At 67.1% G+C, this 24,080-nt stretch carries 24 protein-coding genes; 11 read left to right on the top strand and 13 right to left on the bottom strand.

Going from position 1 to position 24,080, the window contains the following annotated elements:
- The first annotated feature begins 123 nt into the window (after window positions 1–123).
- Both U5K29_02480 and U5K29_02475 read left to right on the top strand, forming a co-directional pair.
- Complete coding sequence (locus U5K29_02480) at window positions 124–1,794, top strand: Wzz/FepE/Etk N-terminal domain-containing protein (GenBank protein MDZ7677400.1); 1,671 nt, start codon at window positions 124–126, stop codon at window positions 1,792–1,794.
- A gap of 10 nt (window positions 1,795–1,804) precedes the next feature.
- Complete coding sequence (locus tag U5K29_02475; protein MDZ7677399.1) at window positions 1,805–2,269, top strand: FABP family protein; 465 nt, start codon at window positions 1,805–1,807, stop codon at window positions 2,267–2,269.
- A gap of 523 nt (window positions 2,270–2,792) precedes the next feature.
- Here the strand turns inward: U5K29_02475 and U5K29_02470 are convergent.
- Window positions 2,793–3,071, bottom strand: a complete 279-nt coding sequence (locus U5K29_02470) for a hypothetical protein (protein MDZ7677398.1) — start codon at window positions 3,069–3,071, stop codon at window positions 2,793–2,795.
- A gap of 1,486 nt (window positions 3,072–4,557) precedes the next feature.
- Between U5K29_02470 and U5K29_02465 the strand changes: the two genes are divergently transcribed.
- The 4 genes from U5K29_02465 to U5K29_02450 all read left to right on the top strand — a co-directional run bounded on the left by U5K29_02465 (window position 4,558) and on the right by U5K29_02450 (window position 8,566).
- Window positions 4,558–5,868, top strand: coding sequence for a glycosyltransferase (locus U5K29_02465; GenBank protein MDZ7677397.1), 1,311 nt, complete (start codon window positions 4,558–4,560; stop codon window positions 5,866–5,868).
- Window positions 5,865–6,695: a glycosyltransferase family 2 protein gene (locus U5K29_02460; protein ID MDZ7677396.1), complete on the top strand. Its 831-nt coding sequence runs from the start codon at window positions 5,865–5,867 to the stop codon at window positions 6,693–6,695. Before U5K29_02465 ends, U5K29_02460 begins: the two co-directional genes overlap by 4 nt.
- Window positions 6,696–6,995: 300 nt before the next feature.
- Entirely contained in the window at window positions 6,996–7,367 is a 372-nt protein-coding gene (locus U5K29_02455) for an acyltransferase (GenBank protein MDZ7677395.1), read from the top strand.
- Entirely contained in the window at window positions 7,355–8,566 is a 1,212-nt protein-coding gene (locus U5K29_02450) for a glycosyltransferase family 4 protein (protein MDZ7677394.1), read from the top strand. Before U5K29_02455 ends, U5K29_02450 begins: the two co-directional genes overlap by 13 nt.
- Here U5K29_02450 and U5K29_02445 read toward each other — a convergent pair.
- The 6 genes from U5K29_02445 to U5K29_02420 are packed head-to-tail and all read right to left on the bottom strand — an operon-like array spanning window position 8,542 to window position 14,322.
- Window positions 8,542–9,870 (bottom strand): hypothetical protein, encoded by a 1,329-nt coding sequence (locus U5K29_02445; protein ID MDZ7677393.1) that lies wholly within the window; start codon window positions 9,868–9,870, stop codon window positions 8,542–8,544. The genes U5K29_02450 and U5K29_02445 overlap by 25 nt on opposite strands.
- On the bottom strand, window positions 9,867–11,024 hold the full coding sequence (locus U5K29_02440) for a glycosyltransferase (GenBank protein MDZ7677392.1): 1,158 nt from the start codon (window positions 11,022–11,024) through the stop codon (window positions 9,867–9,869). Before U5K29_02440 ends, U5K29_02445 begins: the two co-directional genes overlap by 4 nt.
- Window positions 11,025–11,077: 53 nt before the next feature.
- Entirely contained in the window at window positions 11,078–11,878 is an 801-nt protein-coding gene (locus U5K29_02435) for a WecB/TagA/CpsF family glycosyltransferase (protein ID MDZ7677391.1), read from the bottom strand.
- Entirely contained in the window at window positions 11,866–12,651 is a 786-nt protein-coding gene (locus U5K29_02430; protein MDZ7677390.1) for a class I SAM-dependent methyltransferase, read from the bottom strand. The genes U5K29_02435 and U5K29_02430 overlap by 13 nt, the downstream gene beginning before the upstream one ends.
- 7 nt (window positions 12,652–12,658) lie before the next feature.
- On the bottom strand, window positions 12,659–13,630 hold the full coding sequence (locus U5K29_02425; GenBank protein MDZ7677389.1) for a GDP-L-fucose synthase: 972 nt from the start codon (window positions 13,628–13,630) through the stop codon (window positions 12,659–12,661).
- The gene (locus U5K29_02420; protein ID MDZ7677388.1) at window positions 13,627–14,322 is read right to left on the bottom strand and encodes a sugar transferase; all 696 of its coding nucleotides are present in this window, start codon (window positions 14,320–14,322) and stop codon (window positions 13,627–13,629) included. Before U5K29_02420 ends, U5K29_02425 begins: the two co-directional genes overlap by 4 nt.
- Window positions 14,323–14,836: 514 nt before the next feature.
- On the opposite strand from U5K29_02420, the gene U5K29_02415 reads away from it, so the two are divergent.
- Entirely contained in the window at window positions 14,837–16,270 is a 1,434-nt protein-coding gene (locus U5K29_02415) for a hypothetical protein (protein ID MDZ7677387.1), read from the top strand.
- Here the strand turns inward: U5K29_02415 and U5K29_02410 are convergent.
- Together U5K29_02410 and U5K29_02405 are read right to left on the bottom strand one after the other, a co-directional pair.
- A complete protein-coding gene (locus tag U5K29_02410; GenBank protein ID MDZ7677386.1) occupies window positions 16,259–17,041 on the bottom strand; it encodes a hypothetical protein in 783 nt (260 codons plus the stop codon). The genes U5K29_02415 and U5K29_02410 overlap by 12 nt on opposite strands.
- 55 nt (window positions 17,042–17,096) lie before the next feature.
- The gene (locus U5K29_02405; GenBank protein ID MDZ7677385.1) at window positions 17,097–18,032 is read right to left on the bottom strand and encodes a glycosyltransferase family A protein; all 936 of its coding nucleotides are present in this window, start codon (window positions 18,030–18,032) and stop codon (window positions 17,097–17,099) included.
- Between the two features lie 36 nt (window positions 18,033–18,068).
- Here U5K29_02405 and U5K29_02400 point away from each other — a divergent pair, with 36 nt between their 5' ends.
- Window positions 18,069–18,467, top strand: a complete 399-nt coding sequence (locus U5K29_02400; protein MDZ7677384.1) for a hypothetical protein — start codon at window positions 18,069–18,071, stop codon at window positions 18,465–18,467.
- A gap of 28 nt (window positions 18,468–18,495) precedes the next feature.
- Here U5K29_02400 and U5K29_02395 read toward each other — a convergent pair whose 3' ends face one another.
- A complete protein-coding gene (locus tag U5K29_02395; GenBank protein MDZ7677383.1) occupies window positions 18,496–20,805 on the bottom strand; it encodes an EAL domain-containing protein in 2,310 nt (769 codons plus the stop codon).
- A gap of 140 nt (window positions 20,806–20,945) precedes the next feature.
- Between U5K29_02395 and U5K29_02390 the strand changes: the two genes are divergently transcribed.
- On the top strand, window positions 20,946–21,158 hold the full coding sequence (locus tag U5K29_02390; GenBank protein MDZ7677382.1) for a DUF4214 domain-containing protein: 213 nt from the start codon (window positions 20,946–20,948) through the stop codon (window positions 21,156–21,158).
- Window positions 21,159–21,412: 254 nt separating this feature from the next.
- Window positions 21,413–21,610, top strand: a complete 198-nt coding sequence (locus U5K29_02385) for a hypothetical protein (protein MDZ7677381.1) — start codon at window positions 21,413–21,415, stop codon at window positions 21,608–21,610.
- Between the two features lie 84 nt (window positions 21,611–21,694).
- Here the strand turns inward: U5K29_02385 and U5K29_02380 are convergent, their stop codons facing one another.
- From U5K29_02380 to U5K29_02370, 3 genes are all read right to left on the bottom strand, one after another.
- Complete coding sequence (locus tag U5K29_02380; protein MDZ7677380.1) at window positions 21,695–22,075, bottom strand: HEPN domain-containing protein; 381 nt, start codon at window positions 22,073–22,075, stop codon at window positions 21,695–21,697.
- Window positions 22,072–22,692, bottom strand: coding sequence for a nucleotidyltransferase domain-containing protein (locus U5K29_02375; protein ID MDZ7677379.1), 621 nt, complete (start codon window positions 22,690–22,692; stop codon window positions 22,072–22,074). The genes U5K29_02380 and U5K29_02375 overlap by 4 nt, the downstream gene beginning before the upstream one ends.
- A 99-nt stretch (window positions 22,693–22,791) precedes the next feature.
- Entirely contained in the window at window positions 22,792–23,370 is a 579-nt protein-coding gene (locus U5K29_02370; protein MDZ7677378.1) for a TetR family transcriptional regulator, read from the bottom strand.
- A 76-nt stretch (window positions 23,371–23,446) separates the two neighbouring features.
- On the opposite strand from U5K29_02370, the gene U5K29_02365 reads away from it, so the two are divergent.
- Complete coding sequence (locus U5K29_02365; protein MDZ7677377.1) at window positions 23,447–24,034, top strand: biotin transporter BioY; 588 nt, start codon at window positions 23,447–23,449, stop codon at window positions 24,032–24,034.
- Window positions 24,035–24,080 lie beyond the last annotated feature (46 nt).

Here is a 24,080-nt window from a genome sequence, read left to right as displayed (position 1 = left end):
TCGACGGTCGCGCCCAGCGGGTCGGACTGCCTCGCCGCCGGGTGGAAGCGTAGCATCGGGTGCCATTGCGCTCCCTGGGTGGCGGGCCGGGCGCAGCGGGCCTCGGCAGCTATGGTCGCGACGATGGTGCCCGAACGAGATCCTGGCGAGATCGAGCTGCGCGACTACCTGGTGGTGCTGATCCGCAGGTGGTGGGTGATCGTGGTGGCGGTGGTGCTGGTGGTGGCCGCCGCGGCACTGGCGACCTTCACCCAGCCGTCGCGCTACCGGGCCGAGGCCGAGGTGCTGCTCACCGAGCCCAGCTCGGCTGCGGTCCTCGGGGTCGACGTGTCAGAGGCGATGCCCGCCGTCGGCGACGAGGTGCGCACCGCCGGCTCCACCGAGGTCACCGACGAGGTGCGGGCGGTGGTCGGGTCCGAGCCGCAGCTCTCGGTCCGCTCCGACGAGGAGGCGCGCCTTCTGACCTTCAGCGCGGTGAGCGACTCTGCGGAGCGTGCCGCCGAGGCCGCAGGGCTGCACGCGCAGACCTTCATCGAGCACCGACGCGAGCTGTTGCTCGAGGAGTACCGGGGCGCGCTGGAGCGTCTCGAGGAGCGCGAGGCGGAGCTCACCTCCGAGCTGGACGAGATGCGCGACGAGCTGGCGGTGGCCGAGGCTGGCGTCGACCCCGAGAGCGCCAACCGCAGCTTCGAGCTCGACCGGGTCCGGGCCGATCACCACCGGCGGGCCCAGGCGGTGGAGGGCGAGCTGGCCGAGGTGGGCGCCCAGATCGATCGGCTGGCGCTGGTGGTCGAGTTCGTGCAGGACGGCGGGGCCGAGGTCGTCTCCGAGGCCGCGGTGCCGGGAGCCCCGTTCGAGCCCGCCACGTCTCGCAACCTCGCGCTCGCGGTCGTGGTCGGGCTCATGCTCGGTGTGGGGGCGGTCTTCGTCCTCGAGTACCTCGACCGCTCCCTCTGCACCCCGCGTGAGCTCGAGGCGGCGGCGATGGGTCTGCCGGTGCTGGCCACGATCCCGCGACTTGCTCGTTCGGGTGCGGGCGACGCATTGGCGCTGCGCGATGCGCCGCAGTCGGCCAGCGCCGACTCCTACCGGGTGCTGCGCGCCGCGTTGCGCAGCGCCTTGGGGCCCGAGGCGGGACACACCCTCGGGGTGGTGGGGGTCACGCCGGGCTGTGGGGCCAGCACCACCGCAGCCAACCTGGCCCTGGCGTGTGCTCGGTCCGGACAGCGGGTGGTGTTGGTGGATTGCGACATGCGCCAGCCACGCATCCACGAGCTGTTCGGTGTCGACGAGGCTCCGGGGTTCACCAGCGTGCTCGGTGGCGACGTGGGCCTCGAGTCCGCTGCCCATCGCCTTGCCGACCAGTCCGGGCTGGTGGTGATCACCGCCGGGGCTGCTCCGGAGGATCCCGCCGAGCTGTTGGCCGGAGCCCGGGCCAGCAGCCTCGTCGCCTCCGTTGCCGCCCAGGCCGACCTGGTGATCGTCGACCTTCCCCCTGCGCTGGCCGCGGCCGACGTGTTCGCCGCCGTTCCGTGGCTCGACGGGGTGGTCGTGGTCGTCGAGGCGGGCCGGACCCGTGACGACGAGGTGGCCGAGGTGGTCACCGAGATGGATCGGGCGGGGGCCCGCCTTCTTGGCACGGTGCTCAACCGGGGGAGCACTACCCGGGTGACCGGATACGGGTCTCGTCGAGTGGCGCCTGCTGGGCGCCGCCCGGACGGTCGGGAGCCGGCCGGCCCCGAGTGGGGTCCGCTGCCGGATCACGGCTCGGTCGACTCGTCGACCCACCAGTAGCGTTGAGCCCATGCACCCCGATCTGGAAGCGCTCGCGATGCTGGTCGGAACGTGGGAGGGACGCGGCCACGGCGAGTACCCCACCATCGACCCGTTCGACTACGACGAGCGGGTCCGGTTCGCCGACACCGGCAAGCGGTTCCTGGTGTACCAGCAGCGCACCACCGACTCGGTCACCGGCGACCCGCTCCACGTCGAGTCGGGGTACTGGCGGCCGTCGCCCCCGGACCGGGTCGAGGTCGTGGTGTCGCACCCGACCGGTCACGCCGAGGTGTCCGAGGGCTTCGTCAGCCCTGGCCGCATCGAGCTGCGCAGCGTTGCGGTGAACCACACCACCACCGCCAAGCGGGTCGATGCCGTCGAACGGATCATCACCGTCGACGGCGACACCCTGCGCTACGCGATGTGGATGGCCGCCGTGGGCGAGCCCCTCACCCAGCACCTGAGCGCCGAGCTGGCCCGGGTCGACGAATGACCGGTTGGCGCCGCGGCTCATGACCAATTGTCGCCAACACACCATCGTGCGTCCGAGCTGGCGGACCTCTTGTGGGCAGGACTCGTCTTGAAGATCGACCGCAAGACGCGCGACGAACTCGTCGGCGAGGTCGGCGTCGTCGAGGTTGTAGATGGCCCGGACAGCCTCCTGTCGGTCAACCGGCCCTCGTAGTGCCCCCGGGCAAATCCACCACCGGGCGGATCGAGGGGCGGATACTCGACCGAAGCAGGCCGAGAAGCTTCGTGCGGCCTGCCTCGTCGAGGCGTTCGTCGGCCTTGGTGAGCAGCCGCCGGCAGCGATACAGCGGATCGTCTTCGCGGCCCCGATGACACGTCGTGTCGTTGTGGACCCGGCGCCGGACCTCGTCGAGTCGAGGCGCTGGTTGGCGAGCTTGATCACAATGAAACGGATCGGCGACTTGGGTGGCGCCGGCCAGCATCGTATCGAACGCTAACCGCCACGGCCCCGACAGGTCCGGCACCGCCCAACAGACCGCGTCGCGCTATGCTTGGTCCTGATCCGACAGCCAGTCGCAGAGCCCCGCGGCGGAGCGCCCTTCGATCACATCGAGAAGCTGACCGGTCGCCACGTCGACGATCTGGGTGGACCACGCCTGGGTCCACAACCGCCCGAAGCGGGCGAAGGGCGCTTTGTCGACCCCGAGAGCTTCGATTTCGCCGACCCTGGTGTCATCGGCGTTGAGCAGAGCTTGACCGTATGCCGTGACTGCGTCGTTCACCGCGTGCCAGTCCGCGCCGAGTGCAGCGGCAACTTCGCTCACCGCTCGGCCACAACGACCAACCTGGAACGTCACCCTGTGTTGTGGCTGACTTGAAACCACCGGCTGGCCCGACCCGACAACCCCAACCCGGGAGCGGCGATGTTAGGGCCTTCATGGGTCCGCGACCCCACCCGACACCACCGTCTCGGACAGCACCACCGGTGCTTGCGCCACCGCAGGGTCACCGGCCACCGGTCGTGGAGCGCCTTCTTGAGCGCAAGGCCCGTAGGGGCCACCGCAGCGAACTCTCGGCTAGATGCGCTAGCCGTTCGCGACTGCCATCTCGCCGGACGAGCGCCCACGCTAAGCCACCAGCGGTTTGCACGAACAGACGTGGTGACCACGGTTCGTGGTGCAAGCCTTCGAAGGTGAATCGCCGTCGCATCAAGCGACCGGGTATGTGAATCCCTCTGAGATGGCTGGATGACCTGTTAGCTCCGTGCGAGATCACCATCCAGAGTGGGAGTCCGGCAATCTGGCGGACCGGTGCATGTTCGTATGCGAGATCATGGCTGAAGTCATATGCTGTCTGGATCGTGCCCGCTCCCTCCCAATCCGTGACACTCGTGAGGAAGTTGGATGCGATGTAGGGCCAGATGGCGATATAGCCGTCGCACCACATAGCGCCGATGAGCGGGTTGATCAACTCGAAGGGTCCCTCGCACTTGCGGGCGCACCGTTGGACGCTCTCAACGAACCGCTCGTGAAGCACGTCGTCAGAGTCCAGACGTGTTACCAGGACTCTTGCAGGTGATGTCCCCACGATTCGATCGACAGCGTCCTTTAGCGGGTTCTTCGCCTGTGGATCAGCCCACTCGAGCTGGGATCCGGCCCGAGTAGCCGCGTCCATGATCAGTTGGTCCGCCTGAGGAGCCGTTCGACAGGCGATCCACCACCACTCGAAGTCGCTTCTGGTCTGGTGTCGAACAGCCGGCGCTGTTTGCGCCAGGCAGACAGCGAGTCGTTCTTCGATCCATGCACGCTGGTTCCAGCGGGAGCCCATGGGCAGGTTCAGACGTGTGATGACGAGGTGTCGGGTGGCGGGACCACCTGCGGTGACCGCCGCTGGTCGGAGGTACTCGGTCAAATTCAATCACCCCGCCGTTGAGATGCCCTAGCCGGGATGCATGTTCGGGCAGCGCGCCGGCCTCTTGAACACAGAACCGCTCGACCGCTGATTCGATCCCCTGCCGCTCGGCATGGTGCAGTACCAGCACGGGTTCTCCAAGCTTGCGGAGCGAGCCGTCGGAGCTGGAGGCGTGCCACACCATCTGCTCGTTCGCGCTGGTCCCACTGGAGAGTGACTCTACTCGTGCCTTGTCGAGCTCGAAGCCGGCCACGTCGCATCAGGCTCCCACCGGGTACATGGCCAATGGGAGTCCCACGGCTCCTTTCCCCATTACCAAACATTTGGCTTCCAGGCTATTTCACCTTCTCGTAGGGGAGGTTGAGACGGTCCGCCTACTCGTAGCCCACAGTAGCTCCGATGCAGGTTCACCAGATTCGTGCGCCTTGGCATCAGCTGCCGATCGGTCTGGACGGCGGCGGAGGTGCCACACTGGTGTGTAGTGATGAACCTGATTCGGCCGACCGAGGAGGGAGCCTCGAATCCTCGATCTGGAACAAGCACGTGAGCCAGTCGGTCGTGTGGCTAGCGCAGGGGTTTCGGGAGTACCGGCGCGCCTTCCTCCACATGGTGCAAGCGCGCCTGGGGGAGGCTGGGGTCACATTCATCGCAGCGCACACTCACGCCGCGTTGCACACCAACCAGCCTGGGGAGCTGCGCGATACCTGCCCGTCAATGCCGCTTCGGGCCAAGCGTTGGCGACCGCTAGGTCGAGAGGTGCTCGTCTCAGCGTTCCCTCCAGAGTGGTTGAACGCTGACCTTGTCGTGTTGCCAGAGAGCATCGCCTATCCCACGGCCTGGTCGATCCTGGCCGCTCGGGCTGTTCGGAATCGACGCACAGCAATCTTCGGGCACGGGACCGACTTCGCCAAGCCGGGTCGAGACGACCTGGCAGAGAAGCTCAATCGGTGGCGGATGCGCCACCTGGATTGGTGGTTCGCCTACAACGAGCCGAGCGTTGATGCCGTGGTTGATCGTGGCATGCCCAAGGATCGGGTGACCTCGGTCCAGAACACGCTTGACACAGAGGGCCTCGCTACGGTTCGCGCCCAACTAACGAACGAGGAGCATCAGGCCCTCCGTTCGGAACTCGGCGTAGGTGCTGGACCGATTGGTCTTTTCATGGGGGCGCTATATCCGAACAAGCGGCCCGACCTTCTGATTGCGATCGCGCAACGCATAAGGACACGGCATCCAGGGTTCGCGCTCCTGATAGTCGGTGACGGAGAGTTGGCCACAACGGTCGAACAGGCGAGGGCAGCGCGCCCCTGGGTGGTGCGCGTGCCGGGGGATACGACTGAGGGGCGCGCACGGTACTGGGCGATCGCCGATGTTGCGCTTTACCCATCGGCGGCAGGATTGGCGATCAACGAAGCGTTGAGGCTCGGGGTTCCACCCGTCATCTCGTCACGGTTCCCCCACGGGCCAGAGGCGAGCTACGTGCAGCACGATGTGAGCGGGCTCATCGTCGACTCGAACGATCCACAGGTCATCGCTGATCAGGTCGCCGACCTCTTGTCCGATGCCGAGCGATCGAAGCGGTTGTCTGCCGGAGCGCGAGCGGTCGGATCTGAGTTGACGATCGACGAGATGGTCAAGCGGTTCTCCCACGGTGTGCTGGAGGCGTTGGAGCGGGCTCCTCATCGCGTCGAGGAGCGAGGCCAGCAATGAGCCAACGTATGGCGGTGCTGCTCACCTGTCACAACCGGCGCGAGAAGACCCTGGCCTGCCTGCGCTCGCTCCACGACGACCTGGACGGGCGGTTCGCCTTCGAGGTGTTCCTCACCGATGACGGCAGCACGGACGGAACGTCGGAGGCGGTGGTTGCCGAGTTCCCCGAGGTCCATGTGATCTCCGCCGACGGCAGTCTCTTCTGGTGTCGGGGCATGGAGCTCGCCTGGAAGCAGGCACTAACCGGCTCCTTCGACGCGTACCTGTGGGTCAACGATGACGTTGAGTTCCTCCCCGGTGCACTCGCCCGTCTGCTCGAACGGGTTGAGGAGCGCTTGGGCGAGGGCCGCGAGCCAGCCATCGTCGTCGGCTCGGTCGTCGATCCCGACACCGGGCAGTTGACCTATGGCGGATCGATCCTCACCAGCGGCTGGCACCCCGGTCGCATGAGCAAGGTCGAGCCCGATGATCACGACTTCGTCCCCGTCGACACCTTCAACGGCAATGTCGTGCTGGTCCCACACGCTGCGGTCGAACGGATCGGGATTCTCGATCCGGTGTTCTCCCACGCCACCGGTGACAACGACTACGGCCTCCGGGCTGCCGCGGCAGGGGTTCCCGTTCTCCTCGGCCCTGGCGCCGTCGGGGTCTGCAGCAGGAACCCACCGGCGACGCCATCACTGCGCACTCTCTTCGGCCGCAAGGGTCTCCCGATCCGGGACTGGTACGTCTACACCCGGCGCCATGGAGGTCGCCACCGATGGCCCGTTGCGTTCATCTCGCCCTACATCCGAGCACTTGTGACTCTCATCCGAGGTATGAGATGACCTCATCTGGAATTGCCCGTATTCACGGTTTGGATGTTGATGGTGCGCAGGACTAGGCGATCAACAGGCCTGTCGCCCACTTCCTTGATGCGGCTGGTTGCATGGAGTCGGTTGTCCCCTTTGCTCAGAACGTGGCTTCGCCTGCGGGGTGTTGAGGTAGGTAGCGACGCCAAGCTAATCGGCTTACCAATTGTGCAACTACATAGCCGGTCAAGCATCGTCATTGGGGACAAGGTTTCGATGATTTCTGTCGCGCACGCAACCGCTCTCGGCGTCTCTCGCCCCGTCATCCTTCGTACTATGGAAGTCGGCGCACAGATCAGCATCGGCGCGGGTACCGGGCTCAGTGGCGTGAGCCTTTGTTCGGTGCGGTCAATTGAGATCGGAAATAATTGCCTGATCGGTGCGGATGTAATGATTGCCGACACAGACTTTCACGCGATCTCTCCGATCCGCCATCGGCATGCGCCCAAGCCGCTGGGTTCGCTTAACGATAGGGTGCGCATTGGTAGCAATGTCTTCATCGGTGCTCGCTCAATTGTACTCAAGGGCGTCTCAATCGGAGATGATGCGGTTATCGGAGCGGGCTCGGTCGTGACGGGCGACGTACCCAGTGGCGCAATCGCTGCAGGTAGTCCAGCCAAAGTTGTGGGTACAGCATGGCCCGATTGAATCACGAGCTTTCGTCGGACAGCGGTTCCTCAGACAGTCGCTCTACCCCTCGACATATTGGCGTGGTAGCCCCAGTTGATCTCAATGTTCTCAGTCCCATGATCGACGGGCCGCGTGCCTCGACAGAGGGCTATGCGGCTCGTGTCACATCGGAGCTTGTCGTTGGTCTGCACGCTCAAGGATCGGAGGTGAGCGTCTACACGCTCTCGGCAGACCCTCGTGACCATTGCTCCATGAGCGGCGACCGACTACGAATCCATGTTCTGCCGATGAGGACTGAAGGCCGGGCGCGAGACTTCTTCCGAACTGAGATCGACTCGCTCATCGGGGCGATTCGAGCCGACCCTCCCGACGTCCTTCATGCGCACTGGACCTATGAATTTGCCCTCGCTGCGCTCCGAACGGAGATTCCAACAATCGTTACGGTGCGCGACTGGGGTCCCCAGATTCTGCGGTATCACCCCCACCCGTATCGTCTGGTGCGCTTGGCTATGCAGGCACGGGTCCTGAGGAGTGCCCCCCACCTCACCGCGAACTCTCCGTACATCGCTGGCAAGGTCAAGCATTGGTACCGCCGCGACGTACCTGTGATCCCCAACGGAGTCCAGGTGCCCGACGCATTGCCCGACCGCGAACCGCAACCGGCGCTCACCATCGGATCGGTCAACAACGGCTTCGGGGGTCGAAAGAACGTGGGAACGCTCATCAAGGCGTTCAGCCGGATCCGAGCGGAGTTGCCCGACTCCAGGCTCCGACTGGTCGGTTCAGGCTTTGAGCCCGACGGCAAGGCCCAACGATGGGCATTGGAGCGCAGCCTGGCCCACGGGGTCGAGTTCGTCGGGCCGCTCCCGTCGGACGAGATCCCTGGCTTCATGCGCTCGATCGAGCTGCTGGTGCACCCGTCGCTCGAGGAGTCGTTCGGGAGAACATTGATCGAGGCCATGGTCGAGGGGACGCTCGTCATTGGCGGCGAGCGGAGCGGAGCCGTCCCGTGGGTTCTAGGCAACGGCACCGCCGGAAGCCTCGTGGACGTGCGGTCCTCGCGAGCCATCGCCGACATGGTCCTCGCTATCGCAGCGGACGCGCCCGCCTGGCCGGCGATGCGGGCTCGAGCGTTCGACCGTGTAGCCCGCGAGTTCTCGATGGAGTCCGTCACCGAGGCCTACCTGGACATCTACCGATCGGTCCTCGGGGTATAGGCGGCGACCGTGGGGCGTCGAACGAGCTCCCCGTCCAGAGCGTCGGATCGTGTCCTGTTTCGCCGCCGTACCTGGTGGTCCCAGGCCGCGGCTGCGCCCAGCACGAGCCCGAGCACCGGCGTGGTGCCGTACGGCACGTAGTACACGAGGTGGCCCACCAGGAGGATGGCGAGGATTTGGCCGTGTGAGGGGACGGACCTCACACGGAGGTGGCGCCCGACGAACCAGAGGTAGGTGCCGAAGAGAGCGACCGCGCCGACGAGCCCCAGCCGGACCATGATCCGGATGTAGAGGTTGTGCGGCGACACCCCCCGGCCGCCATCGGGGGTGGTGAGCCACGGATAGCCGTACTCCGAGCCGAACACGCTCGCTACCGGGCCGCGGGCGGCGTGCTCGTCCCAGATCTGGCCCCACCGATCCTGGCGCCACTCCCAGTTGGTGAGATCGGTTGCCGCAGTGGACAGGGTGTCGTCGACGTCTCCGATGAGCGCCAGGTTGCCCACCATGAACACCAGCGCGGCAGCGAACGACACCCCGACGATGGCCACGCGCCGCCCGTTGGTCCCGCTGACCAACAGGAAGGTCAAACCGAGCATCACGACGGTCGCCACCCACACCGACCGGTGCCGAGTTAGCACCACCAGCACGAGCGAACCTGCCGTCGCCCAGATGACCCAGCGGCCAGGATGGCGCTGCAACCACAGCCACAGGCCCATCACCGTGGTGTGTGCGATCAGCACGGCTTGAGCGGCCACGATGGGACGATCGGCGGTGATGCTGTCGACGAGTGGTCCCGGCGTGAGGCTATCCGCGTTCACCAGCCACTGAACAATCGCGACTCCGCTCATCGCCAAACCGAGCTGGAAGACGCGCCACAGCGTCTCGCGGACCTCGGCGGTGGAGAAGGTCGAGCCGTAGAGAGCGGCGACGATGAACCACGTCTCCGGTCGGAACTCCATGTCGGCACCACCGACGCCGAACGTGGCTAGCGAGCGAACGATGCCCAACGCGACCACGGCGCCAACGACCAGCAACGTCAGCTGCTGCGGTCTCACCCACCGTGAGCGAACCACCGTGGCGAGCCCCAGGATGATGAACACCACGTCTCGTGGTGTCAGGTCCATCGGTCCGGCCGCCACCTCTGGCATCGCAATGAGGTAGCTCAGCCCCTCGGTCGCCAGCAGCAGGACGATCCCCAGTGGAGGCTGGCGGATGGCTACGACCGTGAGGCCGATGAACGGCCCGAGCGCAGCGATCAATCCCAGGAGCAGCAGCAAGCGATCCGGGTCCGCGAGCGCGCTCACCTGCCGGTCCTTTGCTCAGAGGCAGCTGGCCAGTTGCGGGTGGCGAGGGGTAGCTCCGCCGCGACGTCGACCTCGGGGAGGAACGCGGAGAGGTCAGGGCGAACCGGAGAAACCGGGACTCGGCGACTCGCCTGGACAGCTCGGATCGTATTGAGTGTCGACCTCACCCGAACCGGTTCGGTGTGACGTTCGAGCATCTCGTCTGCAGCGGCACGACCAAGCTCTTGCCATTCATCATCGGGCAACGAGACGAAGTGGCTGCACAGGTCGATCAGGGAGTCGATGTCGTCGCCAAGATGCCAGTGCTCGCCGTCGCGGAGGATCAAGCCGATTCCGTCGACACGAAGATCGACGAACGGGACCCCGGCGGCGATCTGGATGAAGGGACGGTTCGACAGGTAGTAGCGGTTGGTGCTGAAGGGAACACCGCCCACCACCACTTTGCCTCGTCGCGCGGCCCCCCACTGCTTGTTGAACGGCACCGGCCCCTGCCACCCGGGGACTCCCTCCCAACCATGGCCGAACACCCCCAGCCGGGCACCGAAGCGTGAAGCAAGCCCTCGGATCATGCGTTCGCGCCGACGGGCCATCCAATGATAGGGCTTGAGCAGGTTCCGGGACCGGTTGTTGCTACCGATGAACACCACATCGAAATCAGGTTGACCGAGTGGGACAGGCACTTGGAAACGCTCGGGGAACACACCATTGGGTTGCCACACCACGGGTGCGGTGGCGTGGCGTGCCAGTAGATCGCCGAGCGTGCCCATCGAGGTCGTGAGGACGAGGTCGGACATCTCGGCCGCTTGCAGGAGCATCTTGGGTGGGGCTGGACGGCCCAGGTATCCGTTCGTGAACGCATCGCCGTTCAGCGTCGTGATGAACAGGTTGGGTACCTGCTTTCGGAGCTGTTCAAGCCAGGGGCGGGGATCGCCGAGCATCTGCGTGTGGAAGTGGTGCAACACCAAGGTGTCGAGGTCGCCCTCGACCACCCGGTTGCAGATCTCACTCCACACCCGCGCTGGATCTGGCGGGACCTTGGTGTCGATCGCCAGGTGCTCGAAGTGCTGGATCTCTCCCTTCGCTGCGAGCTGCTCCCATCCCGCAACGATGCCCGGGTAGGCCTCGGGCCCCTGACCCCGGAACACCACCAGCACCCGCGATGCTGCTCGGGGTCGTGGCCGATCCCTGGCGATAGCCGAGTCCGCGTTCATCGGTCCCCGGCGACGAGTCGGGGTCGCTCCCTTACGTTGGCCGCGATGAACCGGGTGTTGCCAAGAACGTAGCGACCGGCGAGGCGCCGGGGTTCGTTGGCTAGACGCCAAGCCCACTCCAACCCCACTCGCTGCAGGGGGATCGGCGCCTGCTTCTTCGTTCCCGCGTGGAAGTCGAAGGCGGCGCCGACCGCGACGAGCGGGGCACTGATCCGGTCACGGAACCGGTCGACGAAACGGTCCTGCGCCGGCGTTCCGAGGCCCACCCAAACGACGTCGGGCGAGGTAGAGCTGATCCGCTTCGTGGCGGCCTCAGCCTCCGTGTCGGTGAGCTCACGATACGGTGGCGACTCCGCTCCGACGATGTTGGCCCCCGGCCAGCGCTCCTCGATCCGTGTAGTGAGCGACTCGAGGACGTTGGTCGAGCTTCCGAAGAGATAGTGCCTGAGCCCGAGGGCGCGACCACGGTCCAGCACGTTCGCCATCACGTCGGGGCCGTAGGCTCGACCGGAAAGCGGTATCCCCAGGCGTCGTGCGATCCAAACAAGGGGCATGCCATCGGGCAGGTTCAGGTCACCCCGGTCCAGCAGAGCAGCGAACATCGGCTCCTTCGACGCGATAGACAAGGTGTACGCATTGCACAAGTGAACCGCCGTTGGCGTGCCTGCTCTAGCAATGATTGCGTCCGCGGACGCGTTGGCGTCGAGCGCATCGATGCGGGCCGTACAGATCCGCATGTGCCGCGCCTGCCCTGTGCCGGACTCCAGTTCGTGGGTGGTGGCGCTCAGGTGGTCCACGACGTGCCACGACTGAGAAAGGTCGCCTGCACCATTCGGCGAATGGCAAAGTCCGGGTTGGATGTGCGCCAGTCCCTGACGATTCTCCGTTCGCCCCTTCGGTGCGTGTCGTCCATCAGCACAGCACAGGAGTCGGAGAGCTGTTCGAGGAGCTCAGGAAGCGCGGGCCATCGGTCGTGTGCAGTGTGCCGCTCGCCAGCGGTTGGGCCGTCCACGATCAAGAGGTCGATCGGGCCGGCTATCTCCGCTATCGCGTCACGTTCGTACCACCGGTTGATCCGGAACGGGCCGCTGCCGTATGGCCTCAGCGGTGCATGGATGCACTGTATGGCGAGCGTTGGGTCGATCTCCCTTGCCCGCGATCCAATGAATTCGAGCCACTCCGCGCTCTGATCGACGCTAGTGAGATGTAGATGAAGACCCAGCGAGCGGTTCAGTCCTGCAATCAGCAACGTGCTGACTCCGGCGCCGAGTTCCACGATTCGTCTTCGCTCATTCACGACGATGTTGTTGAGCAGCCGCTGGGCGGTCGTGGGCTGAAGCGCCGACCCAGACCAGGGCAAATACCCGGTTGGGATGGTGCTCAACGCCACGAGCGCGCGAATGTCCGCGGCTGCCTGAGCCGACTGGCGCCTACTCGCAAGGTGCTCTCGGAGTGCCGTATAGGCGCGGGCAGAGCTTCGGACCACCCGCTTCACACTGGGGACGCCCGGTACCGATGAGGCAGCTTCGCCGAGGATTCCGCTGCCCCTGAGATCCTGCTTGCCGCCCACGCAGCCCTCAGCTCACCAGCTCGGCGTCCGCTCCCCGCAAGGTAGCGGGGTCCTGGGCACAGAACCAGGCGTAGGTGTCCTCGATGCCGATGCGCAGGTCGATTCGGTGCTTCCAGCCCAGGTCGTGCAGCTTCGACACGTCGAGCAGCTTGCGGGGCGACCCGTCGGGCTTGGAGGTGTCCCACACCAGCTCGGCGTCAGGATGCACCACGTCGCGCATGCTCTCGGCCAGCTCGCGGATGGCGAGATCCTCGCCGGTGCCGACGTTGATGTGGGTGTTGCCGCTGTAGTGGTCCATCAGGAACAGGCAGGCGTCGGCCAGGTCGTCGACGTGGAGGAACTCGCGCTTGGGGCTCCCGGTGCCCCACACCTGCAGCTCGTTGACCCCAGCCAGCTTCGCCTCGTGGAACCGGCGCATCAGCGCCGGCAGTACGTGGCCGCCCTCGAGATCGAAGTTGTCGCCCGGGCCGTACAGGTTGGTGGGCATGGCCGAGATGAAGTCGTCGCCGTACTGGCTGCGGTAGCTCTCGCACAGCTTGATGCCGGCGATCTTGGCGATGGCATAGGCCTCGTTGGTGGGCTCCAACAGCCCGGTGAGCAGCGCGTCCTCGGTCATCGGCTGGGGTGCTTCACGCGGGTAGATGCACGAGCTGCCCAGGTACAACAGCTTGCGGGCGCCGAACTCGTGGGCGGCGTGGACCACCGTGGCGTGGATCATCAAGTTGTCGTAGATGAACTCGGCCGGACGGGTGGAGTTGGCCATGATGCCGCCGACGGTGCCCGCCACCAGGAACACGTACTCGGGCCGGTTGGCCCGGAACCAGTAGGTGACCGCCGCCTGGTCGCGCAGGTCGAGCTGGTCGCGGGTGGCGGTGAGGATGTTGGTGCAGCCCTCGGCCTCGAGGCGACGGACCACCGCTGACCCCACCAGGCCCCGGTGGCCCGCCACGAAGATCGGTGCGTCTCGGTCCATCATCATCGGCCTCCCGACGTCGTCATGGAGTATGCGTCGGCCTGCTGGGGCTCGATCTGAACCCAGGCGGGAAGATCGTCGAGTGTGACCGCCCGCCCGCCGGGCAGGTACTGGCGAACCGTCCGGCCCAGCACCCAGGCGTCGAAGCGGCCACTGGCGAGCTGCAGATAGGCCAGATCGTACTCCGGTGCATCGTGGATCAGCCCCGACACCGCCTCGGAGATCTGCCACAGCCCGGTGATGCCCGGCCGCACCGTGGTGCGTGCCGCGGCGAACTCGGGATCGAACTGCGCCGCGAGCCGCGGCATCTCCGGGCGTGGACCCACCAGGCTCATGTGGCCGGCCACCATCGACCAGAACTGGGGCAGCTCGTCGAGATGCAGGCCCCGCAACCACCGACCCCACGCCGGGATCTCCACCGCGACCAGCTCGTGCTTGTCGGCCGCGGTCGGCGCCTGCGGTGGCAGGGTGCGGATCTTCGGCACCGGGATGAGCTTGCCGCCAAGGCCCACGCGCCGCTGCACGAACAGCGGGTTGGCGCGGAACACCACCGCCGAGCCGACCAACAGCACCGCGATCAGCGGAGCCGTGGCCACCGAGGCGACCAGACCGACGGCGAGGTCGACCGAGCGCTGGCCCGGACGCCGCCTCGTCCTCTCGACCGGGGTCGACGCCCCTGCGTCGGTGGTGGATCGCACCACTGAGCCCCTCTCGCTCTACGACATCTGGGACCACCGTAGCCCCTGTGGATGTACGCCGGTTGCCGATCGCGTGGCACGGAGTGACATCCGCCCCAGGCTCGTGTGGGACAGGGCAAGGTTTCCAGCGTCCTGTTCGATTGGCTCCGCTAGCCTCCGGGTCCTCTAGCTTGAGGTGGAAGGGAAGGGTCCGGCGATCGGAGTCGATGAACTGGATGGTGTGAGTGGGAGCCCACCTGGTTGGCTCGTCGTGCTCGCAACGAGCCAGGACGAGATGATTCGGAGCAACGGGTACCGTGAGGTGCCCCAAGCGGCCAGCTGGTGTCGGCTGTTGGTCCGAGGCGGGGTCGACCTGTACACCGATGCGGAGACCGGAAGAACGGTCGTGCTCGCAGGCAGCCGGGCCGGGGGGCTCGACGCCCGAGCGATCGCGCTGTCGCTACAAGTCGTGGATCCTACGGCGGCTGAGTTGGGTCATACGTTGCGAACGAGGCTCACGGGGCACCTTGCAGGAATGGTCCTGTCGCGTGAGGGGCTCCTGTGCTTCGTCGATCACATGGGCTCGATCCCCGTCTACACCACGACCCTCGTCGGAAGTCGCGGGGACTGGTGCATCGGGACCCAGTTGGTGGATGTCGCCAGGGTCGCCGGGCGCGGGCGAGTGGACGAGACCTCGATCCGGGAGTTCGCAGAGCGCGGTGCCATCACCTCGCCACACACCGCCTACGAAGACGTCCAGCGCATGTGGCCGGGACGGATCCTGGAGCTTCCACCCGGTGACGCCGGGATGCCGGCAAACCTCGAAGGTCACTCCTACTGGCGGCCAACACGCAATGGGTCGATCACCACCGATGAGCTCGGTGACGTCGCCGATGCGACCCGCGACGCGATGGTGGAGAACCTGGATTGGTTGCTTGGGCACCACCCGCGGACCACGATCATGTTCAGCGGTGGTGAGGACTCGCGGGTGATCGGAGCGCTGGCCAGCGAGCGCGTTCCTGAAGATGGCGAGCTGAAGGCAGTGATATTTCTCGATGCCCTCAACCGCGAGTACCGGCTCGCGGACCTGGCTGCGCGACGGCTCAGCCTCCCACTCGCGATCCGCTACCGGGCCCCCGACCACTACACCCGAGCCCTCACAGAGCTTGTCGAGGACGTCGGACCCGGCGTGGATCTGGCGCATGCGCACTCGAGCGGGCTCTGTGAGAACCTCGAGGTCGATCTCTTTCTCGATGGCTTTGGCGCAGACATCCTGCTGAAGGCGGCGTACCTTCGCCAGCGGCAGCGCTCCTACCGCGGAGTGGCTCTGGGGCTCGCTCGTGCCAGGACTGACGCGGGCTTCGCCGACCCAGAGCTCGATTCGGCGGTGGCCGATCGAGTCGCCCGAAAGGCTGCGCTGATCGAGTCGATGCGGCCAGCGGAGGATCTGTCCTCCTGGCTGGAGATCTGGCCGCTCTCGGACAAGCCGGCGTACGGGTTCCTCGCTTCCAACCGCGCTCGACTCCGGTCGGCTTCCCCGTTCCTGATGGGGAACGTCGCGCAGTGCGTGTCGGTGGTTCCCGAGGTACAGAAGCTCAACCGGGTCTTCTTCCATCGCGCTTTCGGCCACGCCATGGGGCGCAGTGGGTGGGTGCCCCGGTCCGAAGGCCAGATTCCTCGCCTCGGACCTCGCGCGAACCTCCTTCCCGCCGCAGCCGTCGGCGCTGCCTTCGCCCTGCATCACAAGGTGCGTGGACATCGTCCCGGGGCACCGAGCCCAGGACCGTGGCAGACGGCCGAGGTGCGAACGCGAGCTGCCCTGACCCAGCTGGCCGTACTCCCTCGAGATGCTGTGGACCGGGCACAGGAACTCGCCGGATACACGGTGAAGCAGGACTCGCACCCGAGCAGAGTCCTGAGAGTCGCACAGATCGCAGTCGCTCTCGACCGGGCTCTGCTAACTGTGTGACTCGGCAGGCTTCTTTCGTCCGCCCAGCTTCTGCCGGGCCCGTTCGGCGAAGGTCCTGGCCCTGCGGTATCGGTGCAGCATGAACCGGCAGCCCCTCAGCATGAGGATGACCGGCTTGCTGAAGAAGGCGGACCCTGTCGCGGCGCCCTCCTGCCGGGCATCGACACATGGAACGCAGAAGCCGCATGGGCGTCCCGCGATCGGGTGGTGGCAGAACCATCGGAGCGACAAGATGTCCAGGAACCCCTCCCGCTCGGCGATGGCACCCATGTCGCGCTTCGACAGCGAGAGCAGCGGGAACGACCACGCGCCGAGCAGCTGGCGCACATCGGGGTCGGCGATCGTGGGATGAGCGGAGACCTGTCCGCCGAACGCGAGCTCGGTGAACGGGCGCGCGCTCTCCCACCGGTGCATCCCGATCTCGACGTCGTGCCAGCCGTTGGCGATGGCGACCGCGGCGAGCCACCGAAACTGGGTGCCGACGGTCACCCGTGCCGCGACCCGCTCGAAGGCCTCGCTCACGGTGTCGGGGACCTCGTAGTCGGTACGGACGTGCACCTCGGTGGGCGAGACGAGACCGCCCGCGCCTCGCTCGACGATCCGTTCGCGGATGCGCCTCATGGTCAACAGCTCGGTCCGTGTGCTCGGCCGGTCGGGGTCGATCACATAGATCGGCTGCACCTCGCGGCCCTCGACGAGACACAGCTGCAAGAGCCGGAAGGTCGAGTCCCACCCTCCGGTCCACAACAGCCTCACCGGTGCAACGTGCATGGGAGGCGAGGATAGCTGGGCGCCCGGAGGCCGCCGGCTGCCGCCGATGCTCCCCCTACTCGCCGTCGACGTGGCGGTACTCGGCGAAGGAGATCCCGAACAGGCCACAGACCCGCCCAACGGCCTGGGCAAGGGCACGGAGGGCGTGAACCGCTGACGCCCGGCCCTCGCGCCTGGTCAGGAGCAGGCGGCGGACGGCGTAGCGGCACTGACCCCCCGCCGCCCGCAGCGAGACGCGGGCGGCACCCGCCAGGCCTTCTGTGCGCCGCTGCTCCATCGCGAGACCGATGCCGACCCGAAACGATCTCCTCGCGAGCCACCGGGCCGTCGTGCGGTTCGCCGGCACGATCTCGCGGACGAGCGCCTGCTGTGACCACCGGATGGTGCCCCCTCGACTCGCCAGGTCGCGAAAGAGCCACCGGTCGGTGCCGCCGAAGAGCGGGCGTGTCTCGTCGAACCGGAGCCCGCGCTCCACCAGCGCGGCCCGCCGGACCAGCACGTTGTTCGTCGCCGCCCACGATCGAAGTTCGCCGTCGGCGAGGTCGGGCGGTTCGAAGAACCCGCCCCGGTGCACCCACTCGGGGGTGTGGTCAGGAAGCTCGTAGGCCACCGGACCGGTCGCCGCGTCCGCGTCGTAGCCAACGAGGGTGTCATACAGCGCCACCAGCCACCCGGGTTCGACCACCTCGTCGTCGTCCACGAACGCGATGAGGTCGAAGCCGCCGGTCTCGTCGAGCGCCCGGTTCCGGGCGAAGGGGATGCCCAGGCGCGGCTCGTGCACGTAGCGGACCGCCACGCCCAGCTCGAGGTCATCGAGGGTCCGACGCGCCCCACCTCCCGGGTCGTTGTCGACCACGAGCACCTCGACCTCGACACCGTGAGGGAGCTCGCACTCATCGAGCGACCGCAGCAACCTCGACAACCCGACCGGTCGTTCACGTGTGGCGACCGCGACCGCGATGGAGCGTGGTGCAGACGGGGCGGCGGTCACCAACCGCCCCACCGGGCTGGAGAGTCGCCGACACGCATGGGAGCGGAGGCTATCCGGGCGCTCGATGCTCCCGGCTCCAGATCGTTCTGGGGCGCGGCCAAACAGTCGGCGGCATCTGGGGCGTGTGAGCAGGCGGGGGTTGCGCTCAGCGTGCCCGTCCAGTCACGCCACGCAACCGGGGAGCATCTCTGTGGCCACCACCCGTCATCACCTCGTCGCCGCCGTCTCTACCCGGGCGAGACCACCACCATCGAGCTCGACCTGTTCGGCCACGCGCCGACCGACGGTTACCGGCTGGTGTGGGACGCCCAACCGGTGTTCCATCCCGACCGGCTGCAGATCGACGTGCGGCTGGGCGACCAGCCCCTGGTGGCGGTCGAGACCACCGGCAACCGCGACCTCGAGCTCACCGACGCCGGCGGCCGCCCCGGGTAGCGCCGCCCTCCAGCCAGTCCGGGCACCGCTACGACGAGTCGTCGTCCCGTCGTGATTCCGCCGCCACGATCTGGGCCGTCGACAGATGACGAACCGGGTCGATCGTCGGCCGGGATGGGACCTGGCGGCGGTGTGGTCCGCGTCGACGCCACGTGGACGTCGTCGACAGGGGGTGAGCCGAGCGTCGCTCGCCGATCGACACGGCACTTGCCGGGGCGGGCCGGGCGTACAGGAATCCCTGGCCGAGGGTGCATCCCAACCTCTGCAACACCTTCTGCTGGGCGAGCGTCTCGATCCCCTCGGCGATCACGAACAGGTCGAGGTCGGTGCCAAGCGACAGGATCGACCGGACGATCGCCGTGTCGTTGACGTTGCGGCCGACGCCGGCGACGAAGCTGCTGTCGATCTTGAGGGCGTGTATCGGGAAGCTCCGCAGGTAGGTGAGGCTGGCCCAGCCGGTTCCGAAGTCGTCGATCGCGATGTTCACGCCGAGGTCGGCCAGGCGGAAGAGCACCTCGCCGGCACGGTCGACCTCCTCGACGAGCGAGGTCTCGGTCACCTCGAGCCACAAGCGGCCGGCTTCGAGGCCCGATGACGCCAGCGCGGCGGTGGTGCGGTCGACGAACTCGGGGTGGGAGAGCTGCCGGGCCGACAGGTTGACCGTCACGTCGATCTCGTGACCCGCCCGCCGCCACTCGGCGGTCTGGATGCACGCCTTCTCGAGAACGACGCCGCCGAGCTCGACGATGGCTCCGCTGCGCTCAGCTGCGGGAATGAAGCTGTCCGGCGCCAGCAGGCCGCGCGTCGGGTGGTTCCAGCGGGCCAGTGCCTCCATGGCGAGCACCGAACCGTCGGCGAGAGCCACCACGGGCTGGAAGTACACCTCGAACTCGTCGTTCTCCAGTCCGAGACGGATCTCCTCGTCGTCGAGTGCGTCCTGAGCCTGGCGGGTTGTCGCCTCGGGCGGCATCGGACGATTGACCGACACGATGAGTACCGGGCCACCGTCGTCGTCTCGAAGCAAGGTGGTGGAGGCCAGAACCCCGATCGTCGAACCGTCTCTCGTGACCTGTTGGCTCTCACCTCGCCACCGTCCGCTGACCTCGAGGCCCTCCCACGTCGCGGCGAGCGCACCGGCATCGCCGGCCCACTGCAGGACGTCGAGCACGTGGCGTCCCAGCACCTCCTCCTCCCTCCAGCCGTAGAGCCGTTCGGCGGCGGTGTTCCAGCTGCGCACGTGGAAATGGAGATCGGTGATGATCACCGCGTCGGCCACCTCGCTCAAGACGCCGGTGACGAGACGTCGCAGCCGGGCCGACACGTCGGGCACGTGGGTGAACCGGAGGCGCTCGGCGCTGCTGCCCCTCCAGAGGCAAGGCTCCGACGCGACCTCGACCGAAGCCTGCGTGCCGTCGGTGTGTTCCAGATCGATCAGCTGAGTGCGCGGTCGCGGTTCGGGTGCGGTTGCCGCCATGCGCTGCCGAGCGGGCTCCATGTCACCCGGTGTGGCGAACTCGAAGATCTGGCGACCCGTCAGCTCGCCGGCAGCGTCGAACCCGAGGAGTGTGGCGGTGGCCTGGTCGGCCTTCACGATGCGGCCCTGGACATGGACGAGCGAGCCCGCAACCGGGCCCGGGCCGGCGCCACCGTCAGGATGGTCCTGGTCGGATCGCTCCAACCGGTACCCCGAGCCGCGGACGGTGCGCAGGATGCGTGGCCGGGAAGCGTCGTCTTCGACCTTGGTCCGAAGCTTGCGGATGTGGTCGGCCACCGTCCTCAGCGAGAGACCGGCGTCCGCACCCCACACCGCCCAGAGCAGGTGGGCCTTGCTGAAGGTGTGCCCCGGTCGCGCCGTGAGATAGGCGAGGAGGTCGAACTCCTTGTCGGTGAGGTCGAGACGTCGACCATCTACCTGCGCGTCGCGGGTCCGCAGGTCGACGACGACGGCACCGATGTGCAGCCGAGCGTCGTTGACGGGATCGACGAGCCTCCTGACCGCAAGGACGCGCGCCGCGAGCTGGCGCATCAGGAACGGTTTGACCACGTAGTCGTCGGCACCGTGCTCGAGCGCGGCGACGCGATCAGCGTCGGCCGGGGAATCGCTCATGACGATCACGTGGGCCACCGATCCGGAACCACGGAGCGTGTCGAGCACGTCGAGCCCAGAACCGTCGGGCAGCACCAGATCGACGATGACCACGAGGAACGATTGGCGACCGATCTCCTCTCGGGCCTCGCCGACCGACCCCGCTGTCCTCACCTCCACGCCTCGATCGCGCAGGTGACCCCGGAGGACACGTCGCATGCCGGGAACGCCCTCGACGATGAGCGCGCTCATCGCCTCGACTTCCCGCCGCCATCAACTCCTGCGATGTTCATCGTTCTGACCCCTACGTGGGACCCTTCCAGCCACCGGGGAGCCATGACCCTGGTCAGCGCCGACGCACGGCCGCCGCGAGCACCCTACCGGAGCGCAGCGTGTCACGTGCGCGCACCTTCGGCATCGACGACGACGGCGAGTTCATCACCCTGCTCTACCAGCACGCCCTCGGCCGTGATCCCGATCCTGGGGGCTACCACCACTGGCTCGATGCCCTGTCGAGCGGTCAGGTCACCCGCCAGCGCCTGGTGGTGCTCTTCGCCGACTCCGACGAGCTGAAGAACCGGATCAGCACCGCCCTCGGGCTCTGAGCTCCCGGTTGGCCCGTGCTCCCTGTACCGCCGACACAAAGGCCCCCTATCATGGAGCCCATGAAGCACAGCAGGCGATGGGAGCGCGACCAAGAGCGGATCGCTGAACGGCCGCTGCTGCGCGAACTCACTTTCGAGGAGTGGCGCGAGATGCTGAAGGACGCTGAGCCTCCCACCGAGGACGACGTCCCCTGGGAGTTCCCCCACAAGACGCCGCTTCGTCCCTCGCGTCGCGACCGATCTCCGGCGGTCACGTGTTTGACCCGGAGCGGTGGGTCCACCACCTGGAGTTCCACGAGGTCGAGTACATCCTCGCCGGAGACGACATCACCCCTGAGGTGCTGGTCGAACGAGAAGTCCTGACCTGGGAAACCGACCTCGGCCGCATCGACACCATGGTCGGCATTTCAGCCCCCGTCACCAGGTCCCGACATCGACTAGCCCAGGGCTAGACGCTCAGTCCGACGCCGTGGTGCGGTACTTGCGATACCGACGGTCGCCGGTCCGCCGTCCGCCCTGGTGGTGGGAAGCCTCCATCACTGTCGGGTGACAACGCGGGCGGCCGTGTCGACCAGTCTGGCCGCCCACTCGATGGCCTTCGACGCATCCGACCTGGCAACGTCGACGCTCTGATACTGGGACTTCGACTTGAGCCTGAGCAGACGACCCAATGCAGTGGCGGCACCTCCCAATGTCGAGTGGGCCGCCTTGAGCTCTGCCACTGCGTCAGCATGGGCGTCGGTCTTGTTGCTGCGGCCGGTCAGCGCGAGGCAGATAGCGTCCTTGGCGTTGATGCCGCTGGTCACCGCGGCGGACGCGGCGGCGTTGAACAGTTCGAGGTCGGCGCTGATCTCGGCCGCATCGAGGAACTCTTGCGCCTTGTTGAGATGGGCACGCGCTTCGCTCGTTGCGCTCATGGCTGCTCCAGTCGACGTGCTGAGCGGCCAGCCAGCGGTATGGCTTCGTGGCGAAGATCGCGAGCGAGACGTCCACCGTCATCGGCCAGCTGGTCGAGTTCCGATGTCGTGTACTCGATGACCGAGCAGGCGTTTCCACTGGAAGCGCGGACGACGGCGCCGAACGCCTCGACCTGGTCGATCCATGCCGGATCGTCGAGGTCGGCGGCGTCGCGGGCCACAACCAGGACGTCGATGTCGCTGTCCTCATCGCCGTCGCCGCGTGCCGCCGAACCGAAGAGCCACGCCTGAGCCGGTGATGGGTCCCACCCGGCAAGCTGCTCGCGCATCAGATCGATCAACCGTGTGCGCAGAGAAGCGAGCTCACCGATCGCCCCCGCCGCCAGGTGGTCGCGGTTGAGCCGATAGAGCTTGGCCGGCGGATGGTCCTCCACGAGCACGATGCCGGCGTCGGTCAGCGACCGAAGGGCCAGGTTCACTCCCTTCGCGCTCGCTCGGCCATTGGTCAGTTCGGCGACGCCCCGCCCGGTGAGGGGACGATCGGTCCTGGCCAGCACCGCGAGCACTTCGCCGCGCACACCGGGGACCACCGAGCGGATCGGCTGTGTCAGGTCCATGGGTTGCCTCCCGTCTCGTGTAGTAGTCTACCCATATGAGTAGTCTACTACCCAAGCTGGTCTCACGGGCAGCGCAGCACGAACCGGTGCGGTGACCAGCTACGTTGCCCGCAGCTGCGCGTCGATGCCGCTGACGATCAGGCGGAGCGCTCTGACGAATCGGTCGTGGGTCGACTGTGTGTCGTGTCCGTCGCCAGCGGGGTCGATCGCTCCGAGCGCGGCCGCTTGGTGGTGTTGTTGTTCGTCGGTCACGTAGCCGAGGACGAAGTGCAAGAGCACCGACGCCGCGATCTCCGCGTCGTCGAGCCCCAGGCCGCCGCCCGCCAGTTCGTCGGCGAACTGGCGGAACGGCTGGCGCGCGCCGAGGCGAAACGCGAAGGCGGTGGCGACCAGCTCCGCCCCGTCGGGATACCGGAGCAGTTCGTCGCGCAGCCGCGACGCCAACGCCTCGACCCGGGTCGACCAGTCCGCACTGGCAGGGACCGAGACGGGGGCGACGACTTGGTCGGCGACGGCGGCGAGCAACTGCTGTTTGTTGTCGAAGTGCCAGTACAGGGCGCTCTGCTGCACGCCCAGCTCGGTCGCGATCCGACGCATGGCGAGTGCATGCAGGCCGCCGTGGGCGAGCAGTTCGAGGGCGACGCCGACGACGTCTGCCGGCGTGATCCGGTCGGTCATCGCTCCATTGTTGACCGAACGCGCCCCGCAGCCTAACTTGAACGTCGTTCAATGAACGCTGTTCAGGAGGATGTTGATGACCGCTGCCACCACCACGACTGCTCCGGGCCGGCTGGTGCTCGCCGACCTGATCCCGGCCTCGCGGACCCGCGATGTCGCCCTTGTGCTCGGCAGCACCGCGTTCTTGATCGTCGCCGGCCAGGTCGCGGTGCCGCTGTGGTTCACGCCGGTACCGCTGTCGTTGGCGACCTTCGCCGTGCTGCTCAGCGGCGCCACGCTCGGACCGGTACGAGCGGCGCTCAGCACGACGCTGTACCTCGCGCTCGGCGTCATGGGTGCACCGATCTTCGCGTCGCAGACCTCGGGTTGGTCGTTCGCCTCGTTCGGCTACATCGTCGGCTACGTGCTGGCCGCGATCGCCGTCGGCGCGCTCGCCCGCCGACACGCTGACCGGTCGGTGCTCACGACGTTCGCGGCGGCGTGCCTCGGATCGCTGCTGATCTACGCCGCGGGGCTGCCATGGCTCATGGCGTTCCTCGATGTCGACCTCGCGACCGGCCTCGAGCTCGGCGTGTATCCCTTCCTCGCCGGTGACGCCATCAAAGCACTCGCCGCCGCCCTGCTGCTGCCGACCGCCTGGAAACTCGTCGACCGCAACGGGTAGCGCGGCCAGGGCCGTGCCGGACTCGGAGAAGGTGGTGGTGGCGGAC

The sequence above is a fragment of the Acidimicrobiales bacterium genome (assembly GCA_034521975.1).
Classification (GTDB): Bacteria; Actinomycetota; Acidimicrobiia; order Acidimicrobiales; family SKKL01; genus SKKL01.
This window is presented reverse-complemented; position numbering and strand designations above follow the sequence as displayed.